Raw genomic sequence first — 16,143 nt, forward strand, 5'->3', positions numbered from 1 at the left:
TCGGACCCGCGACCAGGGGAGTTCGGTGCCGCGCCGGGACTATGACTAGACTCGTCTGCGGATCCCGCGCGGCGCGCATCCTGTGAACTCCCCCAGGGCCGGAAGGCAGCAAGGGTCAACGGGCTCTGCCGGGTGCGCGGGGTCCCCTTACTTCACTCCCGCGCGGTCGCCCTTCGAAAGGCCCCTCTCGTCATGCCCACGACGCAACTCGGACTGATGAATCCCGACGAGTTGGCTGCGGAGCACGAGAAGCAGACCGAGGCGTACCGAGCGTTGCAGGCCCGTGGCCTCGCCCTCGACCTCACCCGCGGCAAGCCGTCGCCCGAGCAGTTGGATCTGGCGTCCGATCTGCTCACGCTCCCGGGGGCGGATTTCCGCGACGGGTCCGGAACCGACTGCCGCAACTACGGCGGCCTGCAGGGGCTGCCCGAGCTGCGGGCCATCTTCGGTGAGCTGCTGTCGATCCCCGTGGCCAACCTGGTGGCGGGCAACAACGCGAGCCTCGAGATCATGCACGACCTCGTGGTGTGGGCGCTGCTGCACGGCACCGTCGACTCGGTGCGGCCGTGGTCGCAGGAGCCCGTCGTGCGCTTCCTGTGCCCCAGCCCCGGGTACGACCGGCACTTCGCGATCACCGAGAGCGTCGGCATCGAGATGATCCCGGTGCGCATGAACCCGGACGGCCCCGACGTGGCCGAGGTGGAGCGGCTGCTGTCCGCGGATCCGCAGATCAAGGGCATGTGGTGCGTGCCCAACTACGCCAACCCCACCGGCGCCGTGTACAGCGACGAGGTGGTGCGGGCGCTCGCGACCATGCCCGCGGCCGCCCCCGATTTCCGTCTGTTCTGGGACAACGCCTACGCCGTGCATCCGCTCGCCGAGGCCTTCCCCCCGGCATACGACGTGTTGGGCATGGCCGAGGAGGCCGGTCACCCCAATCGCCCGTACGTGTTCGCGTCGACGTCCAAGGTGACGTTCGCCGGCGCCGGCGTGAGCTTCCTGGGTGCCTCGACTGCGAACCTGGATTGGTACCTGTCGCACTTCGGCAAGAAGAGCATCGGGCCCGACAAGCTGAACCAGCTGCGCCACCTGCGCTTCTTCGGTGACGCCGACGGTGTGCGCGCCCACATGGCGAAGCACCGCGAGATCCTTGCGCCGAAGTTCGCGCTGGTGCAGCAGATTCTCGACGACCGGCTCGGCGCATCGAAGGTCGCGTCCTGGACCGAGCCCGCCGGTGGGTACTTCGTCAGCCTCGACGTGCTCGAGGGCACCGCCGCCCGCACCATCGCCCTGGCCAAGGACGCGGGCATCGCCCTCACCGCCGCCGGCTCCGCGTTTCCGTACAAGCGGGACCCCGAGGACAAGAACATCCGCCTCGCCCCGAGCTTCCCCTCCACCGACGAGCTCGCCGCCGCCATGGACGGGGTGGCGACGTGTGTCCTGCTCGCCGCGACGGAGAAGTTGCGGGGGTAGTCGTTCGGCTGGGCTGCGCAGCGCGCCCTGACTTGCGCAGGTTCCGGTCACGTGCGCGGGTTGCAACCGGTGAGGGTGGCGGGAACCTGAGCAGATGGGGCTTGCGGAGTTGCTGCGCAGGTTCTGGTCAGGCGCGCAGGTTGCAGCTGGTGAGGGTGGCGGGAACCTGAGCAGGTGGCGCGGTTCCGGCAGTTGCGCAGGTTCTGGTCAGGCGCGCAGGTTGCAGCTGGTGAGGGTGGCGGAAACCTGAGCAGGTGTCGCCGCTCGGTGGGTGTGGACAACTCCGAGCCCTGTGGATGACGGCCTCGTCGCCGTCCGTCAGCCCGTCATGCTGCTCGAATGAGTGCACAGCCCGAGTTCACCTCGGACGAGAACGACCTTCTGCTGACCCGGCGTGCTCTCCTCCGCCGTGGGGTGACGGACGCGGAGATTCGAACCGCCAAGCGGGGCGGCACGATCGTTCCGATCCGGCGCGGGTGCTTCGCCGAGACGGTGCAGATCACTGCTGCCACTCCGGAGGAGCGGCACCTACTCCTGGCTCGTGCGGCACTCGACGCGGCCTCGTCGGGTCTGGTTCTGAGTCACCAGTCCGCCGCCCTGGCCTGGGGCTTCGATCTCTGGCGGGGCGCGCCCGAGATCGTGCACCTCACCGCCGATCGTCCGACCGGCGGACGGGTCGACCGTATGCGACACGTGCACGCGCATCTGCTGGACGCGGTGGACGTCACGGAGCGGCTCGGACTCCCGATCACGACGGCGGCACGCACCATCGCCGACCTTGCGTGCGCCCTACCGTTCGACGAGGCGGTCTGCGTGGGGGATTCGGCACTGCGCTCTCAGCTGGCCACACCCGAACTGCTGGCAGCAGCGCTTGCACGCTGCGGTCGTCGTCGGGGAACCGCCAAGGCGCGACGGGTTCTGTCCTTCCTCGACAGCCGCAGCGAGAGTGTCGGTGAATCCCGCAGCCGCGTGTACTTCGACCGGTTCGACGTCCCGGCTCCGGACCTGCAGGTCGAGATCGTGGTCGACGGGAAGACCTACCGCGTCGACTTTCTCTGGGACGGGGTCGTGGGTGAGTTCGACGGCCTGAGCAAGTACGCCGGGGACCAGGGTGGTGACGCCGTGGTCCGCGAGAAGCTGCGCGAGGACGCGCTCCGGGCCGCGGGATACGTGGTGATCCGCTGGACCTGGGCGGACCTCGCGGACGGCCGGCTGGCACGACGGGTCCTCGCTGCTCTGGTCGGTCGGTGACCGGCTGCCGAGCACCTGCGCAGGTTCTGGTCACCTGCACGGGTTGCAACCGGTGAGGGTGACGGAAACCTGAGCGGGTGGGGGCTGCCGAGCACCTGCGCAGGTTCTGGTCACCTACACGGGTTGCAACCGGTGAGGATGGCGGAAACCTGAGCACCCGGCACCCCCGTGCCACACTGGACCCCATGGCCAGGACCCTCCATCTGGTCGGCGACCCGGACGCCGACGCACTGCTCGCCTCCGACCCGCTCGCCCTGCTGATCGGGATGTTGCTCGACCAACAGGTGCCGATGGAGTCGGCGTTCGCGGGACCGAAGAAGCTGGTCGATCGGATCGGGTCTCTCGACGTGCACACCATCGCCGAGATGCCAGAGGACACTTTCCTCGAGTACTGCAGCACCACGCCGGCGGTGCATCGCTTCCCCGGCTCCATGGGCAAGCGGATCCAGGCGTTGTGCGCGTACATCGTCGACGAGTGGGGCGGTCGCGCCGACGCCATCTGGACCGACGGCGAGCCCAACGGCAAGGAAGTTCTGAAGCGGCTCACAGCGCTGCCGGGATACGGCGACCAGAAGGCACGGATCTTCGTGGCGTTGCTGGGCAAGCAGATGGGCGTCGAGCCGGTCGGGTGGCGCGAGGCCGCCGGTGCCTACGGTGAGGACGGGTCGCGGCGGTCCATCGCCGACGTGGTCGACGCGGAGTCGCTCGGGCAGGTCCGCGAGTTCAAGAAGGCCGCGAAGAAGGCGGCCAAGGAGAGCGCCGGCTCGTAGATTCTCGACTGTCGGACGACGTCGGTAGTCTCCTCGACGTGGCCTTGTACCGGAAGTACCGTCCTGCGTCGTTCGCGGAAGTGGTGGGCCAGGAGCACGTCACCGAGCCGCTGTCGGTCGCGCTGGACTCTGGCCGCATCAACCATGCCTACCTGTTCTCCGGCCCGCGCGGGTGCGGCAAGACGTCGTCGGCGCGCATTCTCGCCCGGTCGCTCAACTGCGTGCAGGGCCCGACGTCGACGCCGTGCGGTGTCTGCTCCTCGTGCGTGGCCCTGGCGCCCGGTGGTCCCGGCAACCTGGACGTGATCGAGCTCGACGCCGCCAGTCACGGCGGTGTCGACGACACCCGGGAATTGCGGGATCGGGCGTTCTACGCCCCGGCCGAGTCGCGGTACCGCGTCTTCATCGTGGACGAGGCGCACATGGTCACCACGGCGGGATTCAACGCGCTGCTCAAGATCGTCGAGGAGCCGCCCGCGCACCTGATCTTCGTCTTCGCCACCACGGAGCCGGAGAAGGTGTTGCCGACCATTCGCAGTCGCACGCACCACTATCCGTTCCGCTTGCTTCCGCCTGTCGCGATGCGCGGGTTGATGGAGCGCATCTGCGCCGAAGAGAACGTGACGGTCCAGGATGCGGTGTATCCGTTGGTCATTCGGGCCGGCGGGGGGTCGCCGCGTGACACCCTCAGCGTGCTCGACCAGTTGCTGGCCGGCGCGGGGGACGAGGGTGTCCAGTACTCCCGCGCCCTGATGTTGCTCGGCGTCACCGATGTCGCGCTGATCGACGAAGCGGTCGACGCCCTGGCGGCGCAGGACGGTGCCGCGCTGTTCGGAACCGTGGAGAAGGTCATGGACGCCGGCCACGATCCGCGCCGCTTCGCCGTCGATCTGCTCGATCGCTTCCGCGACCTGATCCTCATGCGCGCGGTGCCCGACGCCGGGGAGCGCGGACTCGTCGACGCCCCCGCCGACATGATCGAGCGGATGCGGGACGAGGCCGAGCGCATCGGCCCCGCCACACTGGCTCGGTACGCCGAGACGGTGCACGCCGGCCTGGGCGAGATGCGGGGTGCCACGGCGCCGAGGTTGCTGCTCGAGGTCATGTGCGCTCGCATGCTGCTGCCGGCGGCGTCCGACGCGGAAAGTGCTGTGCTGCACCGCATCGAACGGTTGGAACGACGTCTCGACGTCAGCCTCCCGGTCGGCGAGCAGGCTGCGGTGGACGCCGAGCACCGGCAGGACCGCGCGGCGGCCGAGGCTCCGCGTGCCGACGCCCCGCGCGCCGCGGCCGCGACGGAGGCCGCGCCGCGATTCGTCCGGCCGTCCGAGCGGGCAGCCGCAGCACCCCCCACACCGGAGCCGCCGCGTCAGGAACCCCCTACCTCGGAGCCGCCGCGCCAGGAACCCCCTGCACCGGAGCCGCCGCGCCAGGAACCCCCTGCTGCGGAAGCGCCGCGGCAGAGCCCCCCTGCCCCGGAGCCGCCACGCCAGGAACCCCCGCAGCAGCCGCACCAGGAATCGCCGGAGCCGCCGCGCCAGGAACCCCCGGAGCCGACTCGGGTGGCCCCGGCCGATCCGGTTCCCGCCCCGACCCCCGAGCCGGAACCCGCCGCCGCTCCCGAGTACGCGCACGAACCCGAACCCGCGGCCGAGCCGGATCCGGAGCCGATCGCGGCATCGGGCCCGGACGCCGCGGACATCCGCGCTGTCTGGTCGGAGGTGCGCACCAAGGTGCGGGAGCGGAGTCGGACGGTCGAGGTGATGCTGTCCGGCGCCACCGTTCGCGCGGTCACCGACGGCACGCTCGTCCTCGCCCACGATTCGGCCCCGCTGGCGAAGCGACTGGTCGAGCCGCGGAACGCCGCGGTGATCGTCGACGCGCTGCGCGACGTGTTCGGGGTCGAGTGGACGGTGCAGTGCGAGGTGGGCGGTGCTGCCGCTGCCCCGGCACCCGCCGCGGCTCCCGCGGCCGCGCCGAAGGAGCGTCCGGCACCGCCCCGGTTCTCGCGCCCGTCCCGGTCGACCCCGCCGCCCGCGCCCTCGAGGGCATCCCCGGACGGCCGCGACGGGTCCGACGACATCCCACCGCCTCCAGAGGAGCCGGACTATCCGGATCCGGGGTACGACTCCTACGACGGCCCTCCGCCCCCGGAAAGTCCGGAGGAGCAGGAGGAGATGATGAAGCAGGCCAAGGAGCCGGTGGATCCTGCGACGCGTCGTGACCCCGACGAGGTGGCCCTGGAACTGCTGCAGACCGAGCTGGGCGCGACGCCGATCAAGGAGGTCTAGAGGCCGGCCTCGGCGGCGGCGATGGCGGCCTGCACGCGGGACTCCAGTCCGAGTTTGGCCAGTACGCGCGACACGTGGGTCTTCACTGTCGCCTCGCTGACCTGCAGCGCCGTCGACAGTTCGTGGTTGGACAGACCCTGGCCCAACAGGTGGAGCACGTCGCGTTCGCGGGGCGTGAGGTCGTCGTATCCCGCCGGTGCGGTCGTCGAACGGGGGCTGCTGACGAACCGCTCGATCACCGCCCGGGTGGCGCCGGGCCCGAGGGCGCCGTCCCCCGCCGCGACGCTGCGCACGGCGCCGAGCAACTCGTCGGCCGACGCCGTCTTGAGCAGGAAACCCGAGGCGCCGGCGTGCAAGGCGGCGAAGACGTAGTCGTCCACGTCGAACGTGGTGAGCACCAGGACTCGGCTCGACGTCGTCTCGACGATGTGCCGGGTCGCCTCGATGCCGTCCATCCCCGGCATGCGAATGTCCATGAGCACCACGTCGGGACGATGCGTCCGGGCGACGGTGACCGCCGACGCGCCGTTCTCGGCCTCGGCGACCACCTCGATGTCGTCGTGCCCATCCAGCAGCATGCGAAGACCGGCGCGGATCGCGGCGTGGTCGTCCGCCAGCACCACCGTGATCACGACGCCGACCCCACCGGGAGGTGCGCTCGGACCACCCAGTGCCCGCCGCACGGACCCGCGCTGCAGTCGCCGCCGAGCAGTTGCGCGCGGTGCTTCATGTTCGCGAGCCCGCGGCCGACGCGCCGGGTCTTGTCGGCGTCCGCATCGAGGTCGTTGCGGACGATCAGTCGCAGCTCGGTGCCCGTGCGGTTCGCGGCGACGTCGATGGGCCGACGAGCTGCGTGCTTCATAGCGTTGACCACGGCTTCATGGACGATGCGGTAGGCCGCGTGGTCGACGACGGTGGGCAGGTCCCCGACCTCGAGGTCGACCGAGACGTCGGTGCCGGTCGCGCGGGCCGCGTCGACGACGACGTGCAGGTCCGCCAAGCGGGGCGGGGCGACGGCGGGATCGGCGGCGTCGGCGTGGAGGACGTCGATCATGGCGCGCATCTCGGTCAACGCGGCGGTGCTTCCGGTGCGGATCGCGATCAGCGATTCGCGCACGGCCGGGTCGACGTCGCGAGAGAGCGCCGCGGTGGAGTGGATGGCGATGGAGGACAGATGCCCGGCGATGACGTCGTGCAGGTCGCGGGCCATGGCGTTGCGCTCCTCGGCGACGGCGGCCTCGCGGTCGCGGTCGGCGAGGATGCGGTGGGCGCGGGCCCGTTCGCGTTCGATGTCGGTCAGCTCCACCTGCCGCTTGATGGCCAGGCCCCACCAGAGGGAGGTCCCGAAGAACAGGGCACTCACCACGAGCGCGCCGGCGGCGGGTCGGACGTCGTGCTCCGCGGCCAGCACGACGCCCGCCAGCACGACGACGCCGATGCCCGTCGCGTAGGTGGCCGCCCGCCCCACCCGCGGCGACCCGTGTCGGACGGCGGCGTAGAGCAGGTCGGCGAGGACGATCCAGACGGGCACCGATGGGCCGAGGACGAGATCCACGGCGAACAGCACGGTGCCGAGGGCGAGGGCCGCTCCCGGCCGGGCGCGTCGGGCGCACCCGACGAGGCAGAGGGCGGCGAGCAGGACGAGTCGTACGGCGAGCGGTACGTCGGTGCGTTCGGTGCCCAGCGAGAAGAGCCCGGAGAGGTAGAGGACCACTCCGACGCCGAACAGGCCCGCGGCGATGACGACGTCGAGGGACACGCGTCGCGATCTCACCGCCTCATCACAGCACGGCCGGGGACGGCGGTCGTCATTCCTTCGGATGACCGGCGGGTGGCTCGGTCGGCCGATGTGGCAGGCCGCCCGACGATCGACGCTGATCCGTATGACGACACAACTCTGGAAGGTTCTCGGTTCCCTGGCCCTGATCGTGGTGGGTGGCTGCCTGTGGCTGTTCGCCCGCGACACCGAATTCCTGTGGTTCCGCGGCGGACCGCTGGGCGTGGTGCTGGTCGTGGTGGGCGCGATCGACCTGGTGGGCTCGCTGTGGTCCCGTGACCGTCGGCGGGCCGAGTGACAGCCACCCTGGCGGCGGCGCTCGCCGGGCTGGCGCTCGTCGACAGCACGTCCCTCGGGACGCTCGTGGTGCCGTTGTGGTTCCTGCTGGCGCCGGGCCGACCCCGGGTCCGGGTGCTCGCCGGCTACCTGGCCGTGCTGGCGTCGTTCTACGCGGTGGTGGGTATCGCCCTGTGGTCGCTCGCCCGGCTCGGGGTGACCGTGGCGTCCGGATCGCTCGATCATCCGGCCGTCCGTGTGGCGCAGTTGGTGCTGGGCCTCGCCCTGTTCGCCTGGAGCTTCCGGTTCGATTCGCGGCGCGGCGCGAGCAGTGTCGCGCGGTGGCGCGAGCGGGTGACGACGTCCGGGACCGGTGTGCGGCCGGTCGTCGGGCTCGCTCTGGTGGCCGGGCTGTCCGAGGTGGCGACGATGCTGCCGTATCTCGGCGCGATCGGGTTGCTGGTGTCCGCGGACGTGTCACCGCCGACGGCGGCGGCGACCCTGGCGGCGTACTGCCTGCTCATGGTCGCGCCGGCCGCGGCGATCACGGGTGCCCGGCTGGCCGTCGGGCGTCGGCTGGACGGTCCGCTCGGCCGGATCGACGGCTACCTCTCGGCGCGCGCGGACACCGTGGTCGGCTGGGTGATCGGCATCGTCGGGTTCGTGCTCGCGGCCTCGGCGGCGAACGCACTCGTCTTCGCGTGACCCTCCGCGGTCATCTCTCGTGCTCGTTTCGGACCTGTCGGGCACGTCCGCGCCCGCCTAGTGTGACCATCGTCGAGGTCTGTACCTCGTGGGCTCCGACGCGCTGCGTCGAGATGCCCGATCCACTTCTCGGAAGGAACTGCGCGCAGTGACCACAGAGGCATACATCTACGAGGCGATCCGAACACCGCGCGGGAAGGGCAAGGGCGGCGCGCTGCACTCCGTCAAGCCGATCTCGCTGGTCACGGGCTTGATCGACGAGCTCCGTCGTCGTTTTCCCGACATGGACGAGGACCGCATCTCCGATCTGATCCTCGGCGTCGTCTCCCCCGTGGGCGACCAGGGCGCGGACATCGCCCGCACGGCCGTGCTGGCCGCGAAGATGCCCGACACCGTCGGCGGATTCCAGCTGAACCGTTTCTGCGCCTCCGGCCTCGAGGCCGTGAACCTGGCCGCGCAGAAGGTGCGCTCGGGCTGGGACGAGCTGGTGATCGCCGGCGGCGTCGAGTCGATGTCCCGCGTGCCGATGGGCTCCGACGGCGGCGCGTGGGCGATGGACCCGCAGACCGCGTACGACACGTATTTCGTGCCCCAGGGCATCGGTGCCGATCTCATCGCCACGATCGAGGGATTCACGCGTGACGACGTCGACGCGTACGCCGTGCAGTCGCAGGACCGTGCCGCGGCGGCGTGGTCGGGTGGCTACTTCGCCAAGTCGGTGGTCCCGGTGACGGACCAGAACGGTCTGGTGATCCTGGACCAGGACGAGCACATGCGTCCCGGGACGACGACGGAGTCGCTCGGCAAGCTCAAGCCGGCCTTCGAGGGCGTCGCGGCGATGGGCGGCTTCGACGACGTGGCGCTGCAGAAGTACCACTGGGTCGAGAAGATCCATCACGTGCACACCGGCGGTAACTCGTCGGGCATCGTCGACGGCGCCGCGCTGGTGGTCGTCGGCAGCGAGGACGCGGGCAAGTCGATGGGGATGACCCCGCGCGCCCGCGTGGTCGCGACGGCCACCTCGGGTGCCGACACCACGATCATGCTGACCGGCCCGACGCCCGCGTCGAAGAAGGTGCTGGCCGCGGCCGGGTTGACGGTCGACGACATCGACCTGTTCGAGCTGAACGAGGCCTTCGCCTCCGTGGTGCTGCGCTACCAGAAGGATCTGAAGATCCCCGGCGAGAAGCTGAACGTCAACGGCGGCGCCATCGCGATGGGCCATCCCCTCGGTGCCACCGGCGCCATGATCACCGGCACCGTGCTCGACGAGCTCGAGCGTCGCAACGGCCGCTACGCACTGATCACCCTGTGCATCGGCGGCGGCATGGGCGTGGCCACCATCATCGAGCGAGTCTGAGGAACCGAGAACACATGAGCGAGAACATGATCGAGTGGCATAAGGACGCCGACGGCATCGTCACGCTGACGATGAACGATCCCGGCCAGAGCGCCAACACGATGAACGAGACCTACAAGAACTCGATGGGCGCCACCGTGGACCGCCTCGAGGCCGAGAAGGACTCCGTCACCGGTGTCGTCGTCACGTCGGCGAAGAAGACCTTCTTCGCCGGTGGCGACCTCAAGAACATGGTCAAGGCGACCAAGGACGACGCCGCGCAGGTGTTCGAGGAGGTGCAGCTGATCAAGTCGCAGCTGCGCCGCCTGGAGACCCTCGGCAAGCCCGTCGTCGCCGCCATCAACGGCGCGGCCCTGGGCGGCGGTCTCGAGATCGCGCTGGCCACGCACCACCGCATCGTCGCCGACGTGCCCGGTGTGCAGCTGGGTCTGCCCGAGGTGTCCCTCGGCCTGCTCCCCGGCGGCGGCGGCGTCACCCGCATCACGCGCATGATGGGCATCCAGAACGGCTTCATGTCGGTCCTCTCGCAGGGCACCCGATTCCGCGTGGCCAAGGCGAAGGAGCTCGGCCTGGTCGACGAGGTCGTCGGCAGTGTCGAGGAGCTGGTTCCGGCCGCCAAGGCATGGATCAAGGCCAACCCCGAGGGCGGCGTCGCGCCGTGGGATGTGAAGGGCTACAAGATCCCCGGCGGCACGCCGTCGAATCCTAAGCTGGCACAGATCCTTCCGGCGTTCCCGTCCAACCTGCGCAAGCAGATCAAGGGCGCGAACATGCCGGCTCCGCTCGCCATTCTGGCTGCCGCCGTGGAGGGTTCGCAGGTCGACTTCGACAACGCGTCCACCATCGAGTCGCGCTACTTCACCTCGCTGGTCACCGGTCAGGTCTCGAAGAACATGATCCAGGCGTTCTTCTTCGACCTGCAGGCGATCAACGCCGGCAAGTCGCGTCCCGACGGGTACGACAAGACGCAGTTCTCCAAGGTCGCCGTGCTCGGCGCCGGCATGATGGGCGCCGGCATCGCCTACGTGTGCGCCAAGGCCGGAATCGACGTGGTGCTCAAGGACGTCGAGCTCGCGTCCGCCGAGAAGGGCAAGGCGTACTCGGAGGCCATCGAGGCCAAGGCGCTCTCGCGCGGCAAGACCACGCAGGAGAAGTCCGACGCGCTGCTCGCGCGCATCCACCCCACCGCCGACCCGAAGGACGTCGAGGGTGCGGATCTGGTGATCGAGGCCGTCTTCGAGTCGCAGGACCTCAAGCACAAGGTCTTCCAGGAGATCGAGGACCTGGTGGTACCCGACGCGCTGCTCGGCTCCAACACCTCCACGCTGCCGATCACCGGTCTCGCGACCGGCGTGAAGCGGCAGGAGGACTTCATCGGCATCCACTTCTTCTCGCCCGTCGACAAGATGCCGCTGGTGGAGATCATCCGCGGTGAGAAGACCTCGGATGCGGCTCTGGCCAAGGCATTCGACCTCGTGCAGGCCATCAAGAAGACCCCGATCGTCGTCAACGACAGCCGCGGCTTCTTCACCTCGCGCGTGATCGGCACCTTCATCAACGAGGCCATCGCGATGCTCGGCGAGGGCGTCGAGCCGTCGTCGATCGAGCAGGCCGGTCTCCAGGCGGGCTACCCCGCTCCGCCGCTGCAGCTGTCGGACGAGCTGACGCTCACCCTCATGCAGAAGATCCGCAAGGAGACCTACGACGCCGTGGTCGCCGCCGGTGGCACGCCGCCGGAGGATCCCGCGGGCGCCGTGATCGACAAGATGGTCGACGAGTTCGAGCGTCCGTCGAAGGCCAAGGGCGCCGGCTTCTACGAGTACGTCGACGGCAAGCGTGCCGGTCTGTGGTCCGGACTGCGCGACGCGTTCGAGTCCGGCACCGCCGACATCCCGTTCGAGGATCTCAAGGAGCGCATGCTGTTCATCGAGGCCATCGAGACGCAGAAGTGCTTCGACGAGGGCGTCCTGAACACCACCGCCGACGCCAACATCGGCTCGATCTTCGGCATCGGCTTCCCGGCGTGGACCGGTGGTGTGCACCAGTACATCGTCGGCTACGAGGCCGCCGACGGCACCGTGGGCAAGGAGGCCTTCGTGGCCCGAGCGGAGGAGCTGGCCAAGCAGTACGGCGAGCGCTTCACCCCGCCCCAGTCCCTGCGCTGACGCACGAGAACGACGCAACCCCCGCACTCCCGACGCCGGGAGTGCGGGGGTCGCGTGCTGGTCGGGGTCAGCCGGTGACGGTGCGGGCGAAGTCCAGGGCCGCCGGCATCGACGCCATGAGCGTGCCCACGTGATCGGCGTCCGGGAACGTGAGGAGCCGATAATCCGTGCCCGCAGCGGACATTCGCGCGGTCTGCGCGAAGGTGAGCGGCGCCGGCACGGTCTGATCGACCAGGCTCTGCGTGACCAGCAGGGGCCGGTCGTAGCCCGCGACGGGTACGGCCTGCATCTCGCGCAGCGTCGCGTTCATCGCGGGGTCGTCGAGCGGGCGCGTGAGCAGATCGCGCAGCACCACCGGGTTGGCCTCCCGGAACGCTCGGAAGTCGTTGCCGCACAGCGTGGTCGCGGCGTTCAGGTAATCCAGTCCGCGGGGCGTGAGGTAGCTCGGGACGTTCAGGTCCGGCCGCTGATCGTTCAATCCGGCCAGGATGTACATCACGTACCCGACGTAGCCGCTGGGGGCGATCGGCGGAAAGACCGGTCCCGACGGCGGCAGCAGCGTGTCCAGCTGCGTCGGCCCGGCGATGGGAACGGCGCCGCGGTAGTCGAGTTCCGGTGCGCGCTCGGTCCCGACGGCGGCGGCGAAGTACGCGGCGTTGCCGCCCTGCGAGAGCCCCGTGGCGAGCCATCGCGGGGACAGCTCGTCACCGAGAAGCCGATGTGCGGTGCGCACGATGTCGACGACGTTGGCTCCCGACGCGGGACCGTCGAGGTATGCGTGTACACCCGGCGTGCCCAGGCCGGCGTAATCGGTGGCGGCGACGGCGTAGCCGTTCCGGAGCCACTCGGTCATGGCCGGCCGTTCGTACTCCGTCCCGCCGGTCAGCGAGGGCGTGCACGCGTCGGCGACGCCCGTGGTGCCGTGCGCGAACGAGACCACCGGCCATCCGCCGGCCGGCGTCTCGCCCTCGGGCACGAAGACCAGCCCGGTCGATTCCCCGGCCTGGCCCGCGGTGCGCAGCGTGCCGTAGCGCACCAGCGTGCCGGACGCCGCACCCTCGGGAAGCAGCTCCTCCGCGAGCGGCGAGCTCGACAGCAGCGCTCCGGGCTCTGAAGTCGGTGCGGCAGACGCTGCCGGTCCGGTGAGAACGGTGGGCGCGAGGCCCGCGACGACGCAGGTGACGACGGCGGCGGCGCGGCGGAAGGTAAGGGTCACTCAGCCATTCCACCACGGACGCAGCGGCAGGTGAGAGCGATTGCCGTCGGGTTTGACCGCGAGTACTTGATGGAGTTGAACGACGTTGCGCTCGAAGCCGAGTCGCGAGCCGGCCATGTAGAGACCCCACACGCGGGCGGTGCCCTCGCCGACCTCGGCGACGCAGGCGTCCCAGTTGTCGACCAGATTGCGGCACCAGTCGCGCAGGGTCAGGGCGTAGTGCTCGCGGAGGTTCTCCTCGTGCCGCACCTCGAGGCCGATGTCCTGCATCTCGGTGATGATGCGGCCGGATCCGGTGAGTTCCCCGTCGGGGAACACGTAGCGGTCGATGAACCCACCCGCGCGGGCGGCGGACCGGTTGTCCGGACGCGTGATGCAGTGGTTGAGCACCAGTCCGCCGGGCCGGAGCTTGCTCGCGACGAACCCGAAGTACGCCGGGTAGTTGGCGACGCCGATGTGTTCGGTCAGCCCGATCGAGGACACGGCGTCGAAGCCCGTCTCGGCGATGTCGCGGTAGTCGCTGTGACGCACCTCGGCGAGGTGGCCGAGGCCGTCGGCCTCGATGGCCCGTTGGGCCCACTCCGCCTGCTCCGCCGACAGGGTCGCGCCGATGACGCGGACGCCGCGGCGGGCGGCGTAGCGCACCATCGAGCCCCACCCGCACCCGATGTCGAGCAGCCGGTCGCCTTCCTTCAGGCGCAACTTCTCGAAGACGAGGCGGTACTTGTTCTCCTGGGCCTCCTCGAGGGTCGCGTCCTCCGTCGGGTACGCCGCGCACGTGTAGGTCATGGAGTCGCCGAGCACGTACTCGTAGAACGTGTTGGACACGTCGTAGTGGTGGTGAATGCTCTCCGCGTCCCGAGTCTTGCTGTGCCGCAGTCCTTCGGCGATCCGCCGCCACCGCGGCAGCGACTCCTGCGGCGGCGGGGCGATGGGCCGCAACAGTTCCCAGCCGAGCGAGCGGGTGATCGCCGCCAACGTCCGCGCCGACGGGCGCTTGAAGTGGAGGTCGTCGCCGAGCATGCGCAGCACGTCGTACGGGTCGCCCGGGTGCGCGCCGACGATCTCGAGGTCACCGGAGACGTACGCACGCGCCATCCCGAGATCGCCGGGGGCCGTGGCGATGTACGTCGTTCCGCGGGGCGTGAGCAGGTTCAGCCCGTAGGCCGAGTCCGGGTCGCCGGCCACGGAACCGTCGTACGCGCTGAAGCGCACCGGGATGTCGCCCTCGGTGAACTGCTCGAGAATTCCCGCGATGGTCAGCTTGGGGGAGCCGACCTGATAGTCCTTGTAGCTTTCTCGGAACAGAGTCATCGACGTTGCACCGCCTTCGAATACAGATCCAACAGACGTGAATCGGGGTCGTAGATCTTCTTGACGCGGGAGTAGTGATTCCCGCCGTAGAGCGCGTCGAACTCGTCCCGGTCGTAGAACGAGTCCGAGTAGAGGGACTTGTGGCCGTCGAGCTCGGACACCCGACGCTCGATGCGGCGATTCGTGGCGCCCTCGACGACACCGTCGGCGCCCTCCTCGACGGGCACCGAGGACCAGAACCCGACGTTGACGTACGTGTGGCCGGCGCGTAGTGGATACAGCGGCCACTCCCGCGTGCCGTCCCGTAGGCGCAGGGGGCAGAGCCACAGGGGTTCGATGGGAATTTCGTCGAGGAACCACCGCAGGAACGCGGCGGTGTTCTCGATGGGAACCTCGATGTCCTGCACCACGCGTTCGCGGATCGGGTTGCCCTTGCGGCGTTCGAGGCGGTCGGCGATGTCGAACTTCCGATCGAGCGCGATCAGCTTCCAGTAGACGCTGCTGCGGAGGTAGCGGCGCGGCCAGAACCGTCGGATCCGCGGATTCTGGGTGCCGAACGCTCGCGAGCACCAGAACCAGTCCGTGTCCCACCGCCACAGGTAGTCGTGCACGGTGAGCCGGTCGGTCCGCGGGGTGGCGCCGTCGTGCTGGATCGACCGGTAGTAGATCTGCATGCCGGTGTAGTCGCTCACCGGCCCGGGCTCGTCGGTCTGTCGGCCGAGGGTCAGATACGCCTCGGAGTCGGTGAACACCACACCGTCGAGGTAGTCGACGCGCTCGCCGCGGTACTCACCCGCGTCGACGATCGCATCCATCGCGTCCTGGACCGACTGCAGGTCGTGGAACCGGACGTGGCGCAGGGCGACGTAGGGCGGGACGGCCTCGAGTTCGATGCGCAGGCGGGTCGAGTAGCCGAGCGTGCCGTAAGAGTTGGGAAACGCGTGGAACAGGTCCGCGTGCTCGCCCTCGGGGCGCGCGGTGACCACCTCGCCCGCGCCGGTCAGCACGTCCACCTCGAGCAGGCTCTCGTGGGGGAGGCCGTTGCGGAAGGACGTCGATTCGATGCCGAGGCCCGTGACCGCGCCGCCGAGGGTGATGGTCTTGAGCTGCGGCACCACCAGCGGCACCAGTCCGTGGCGCAGGGTCGCGTCCACCAGGGTCTCGTACGTGCACATGCCCTGCACGTCGGCGGTGCGCGCGACGGGATCGACCGAGATCACCTTGCCGAGACCGGACACGTCGAGTCCGGGAACGCTGGTGTCCTGGCGGGCTCGGAAGAGGTTGGAGGTCTTCTTGGCCAGCCGGACGGTCTGCTCGCGCGGGATGGCCCGGTAGCTCGCGACCAGGCGTCGGACGCCCGCGGCGTGCGCGGCCGCGCCCACCTCGTGCGGGCCCGGAGAGTTGCCGGTCGGAGACTGAACGGTGCGATCCACGCGAGAACGCTATATCGCGATCGTTCGCAGGACTACGGATGGTGGGGGTCCGTCACGTAACCGTTGCCGGACGGACGTCTTTCGGCAGCGTCGAGGGGACCGAAAGCACCGT

13 protein-coding genes and 1 other RNA gene are annotated in these 16,143 nt (G+C 69.8%); 9 read left to right on the top strand and 5 right to left on the bottom strand.

The annotated features are described in order from the left end of the window. The first annotated feature begins 56 nt into the window (after positions 1-56). From ffs to RC2_RS16190, 5 genes are all read left to right on the top strand, one after another. Positions 57-151: signal recognition particle sRNA small type (gene ffs, locus RC2_RS16170), an RNA gene on the top strand. A gap of 41 nt (positions 152-192) precedes the next feature. After that, the gene (locus RC2_RS16175; RefSeq protein WP_068150977.1) at positions 193-1,473 is read left to right on the top strand and encodes an aspartate aminotransferase type Ic; all 1,281 of its coding nucleotides are present in this window, start codon (positions 193-195) and stop codon (positions 1,471-1,473) included. Positions 1,474-1,812: 339 nt separating this feature from the next. Further along, a complete protein-coding gene (locus tag RC2_RS16180; RefSeq protein WP_068150974.1) occupies positions 1,813-2,724 on the top strand; it encodes a hypothetical protein in 912 nt (303 codons plus the stop codon). 185 nt (positions 2,725-2,909) lie between these two features. Continuing rightward, on the top strand, positions 2,910-3,494 hold the full coding sequence (locus tag RC2_RS16185) for an HhH-GPD-type base excision DNA repair protein (RefSeq protein ID WP_068150972.1): 585 nt from the start codon (positions 2,910-2,912) through the stop codon (positions 3,492-3,494). Between the two features lie 38 nt (positions 3,495-3,532). Further along, positions 3,533-5,785: a DNA polymerase III subunits gamma/tau gene (locus RC2_RS16190; RefSeq protein WP_072681634.1), complete on the top strand. Its 2,253-nt coding sequence runs from the start codon at positions 3,533-3,535 to the stop codon at positions 5,783-5,785. Here the strand turns inward: RC2_RS16190 and RC2_RS16195 are convergent. Both RC2_RS16195 and RC2_RS16200 read right to left on the bottom strand, forming a co-directional pair. Beyond that, positions 5,782-6,417: a response regulator gene (locus RC2_RS16195; RefSeq protein ID WP_072681658.1), complete on the bottom strand. Its 636-nt coding sequence runs from the start codon at positions 6,415-6,417 to the stop codon at positions 5,782-5,784. The two genes, RC2_RS16190 and RC2_RS16195, sit on opposite strands and share 4 nt — an antisense overlap. Beyond that, a complete protein-coding gene (locus RC2_RS16200; RefSeq protein ID WP_072681636.1) occupies positions 6,414-7,559 on the bottom strand; it encodes a sensor histidine kinase in 1,146 nt (381 codons plus the stop codon). Before RC2_RS16200 ends, RC2_RS16195 begins: the two co-directional genes overlap by 4 nt. A gap of 109 nt (positions 7,560-7,668) precedes the next feature. On the opposite strand from RC2_RS16200, the gene RC2_RS16205 reads away from it, so the two are divergent. The 4 genes from RC2_RS16205 to RC2_RS16220 all read left to right on the top strand — a co-directional run bounded on the left by RC2_RS16205 (position 7,669) and on the right by RC2_RS16220 (position 12,068). After that, a complete protein-coding gene (locus RC2_RS16205; protein WP_072681659.1) occupies positions 7,669-7,860 on the top strand; it encodes a hypothetical protein in 192 nt (63 codons plus the stop codon). Next, positions 7,857-8,543, top strand: coding sequence for a GAP family protein (locus tag RC2_RS16210; RefSeq protein WP_072681637.1), 687 nt, complete (start codon positions 7,857-7,859; stop codon positions 8,541-8,543). The genes RC2_RS16205 and RC2_RS16210 overlap by 4 nt, the downstream gene beginning before the upstream one ends. A gap of 148 nt (positions 8,544-8,691) precedes the next feature. Continuing rightward, on the top strand, positions 8,692-9,903 hold the full coding sequence (locus RC2_RS16215) for an acetyl-CoA C-acetyltransferase (RefSeq protein WP_068146246.1): 1,212 nt from the start codon (positions 8,692-8,694) through the stop codon (positions 9,901-9,903). A 14-nt stretch (positions 9,904-9,917) separates the two neighbouring features. After that, positions 9,918-12,068: a 3-hydroxyacyl-CoA dehydrogenase NAD-binding domain-containing protein gene (locus RC2_RS16220; RefSeq protein WP_068146248.1), complete on the top strand. Its 2,151-nt coding sequence runs from the start codon at positions 9,918-9,920 to the stop codon at positions 12,066-12,068. Between the two features lie 67 nt (positions 12,069-12,135). Here the strand turns inward: RC2_RS16220 and RC2_RS16225 are convergent, their stop codons facing one another. From RC2_RS16225 to RC2_RS16235, 3 genes are read right to left on the bottom strand one after another with little or no spacing between them, the layout of a single operon-like run. Next, positions 12,136-13,284, bottom strand: coding sequence for an alpha/beta hydrolase family protein (locus RC2_RS16225; protein WP_068146251.1), 1,149 nt, complete (start codon positions 13,282-13,284; stop codon positions 12,136-12,138). Further along, positions 13,285-14,598, bottom strand: a complete 1,314-nt coding sequence (locus RC2_RS16230; RefSeq protein ID WP_068146254.1) for a class I SAM-dependent methyltransferase — start codon at positions 14,596-14,598, stop codon at positions 13,285-13,287. Beyond that, the gene (locus RC2_RS16235; protein ID WP_211266792.1) at positions 14,595-16,031 is read right to left on the bottom strand and encodes an FAD-binding oxidoreductase; all 1,437 of its coding nucleotides are present in this window, start codon (positions 16,029-16,031) and stop codon (positions 14,595-14,597) included. Before RC2_RS16235 ends, RC2_RS16230 begins: the two co-directional genes overlap by 4 nt. Between the last annotated feature and the right edge of the window lie 112 nt (positions 16,032-16,143).

This window comes from Rhodococcoides corynebacterioides NBRC 14404 (genome assembly GCF_001894765.1).
Classification (GTDB): domain Bacteria; phylum Actinomycetota; class Actinomycetes; order Mycobacteriales; family Mycobacteriaceae; genus Rhodococcoides; species Rhodococcoides corynebacterioides.

What these genes read in the sequence shown, in the direction of transcription:
- RC2_RS16205 (WP_072681659.1), top strand. Translation starts at nt 7,669, where the DNA reads ATGACGACACAACTCTGGAAGGTTCTCGGTTCCCTGGCCCTGATCGTG.
- RC2_RS16180 (WP_068150974.1), top strand. Translation starts at nt 1,813, where the DNA reads ATGAGTGCACAGCCCGAGTTCACCTCGGACGAGAACGACCTTCTGCTG.
- RC2_RS16175 (WP_068150977.1), top strand. Translation starts at nt 193, where the DNA reads ATGCCCACGACGCAACTCGGACTGATGAATCCCGACGAGTTGGCTGCG.
- RC2_RS16220 (WP_068146248.1), top strand. Translation starts at nt 9,918, where the DNA reads ATGAGCGAGAACATGATCGAGTGGCATAAGGACGCCGACGGCATCGTC.
- RC2_RS16230 (WP_068146254.1), bottom strand. Translation starts at nt 14,598, where the DNA reads ATGACTCTGTTCCGAGAAAGCTACAAGGACTATCAGGTCGGCTCCCCC.
- RC2_RS16185 (WP_068150972.1), top strand. Translation starts at nt 2,910, where the DNA reads ATGGCCAGGACCCTCCATCTGGTCGGCGACCCGGACGCCGACGCACTG.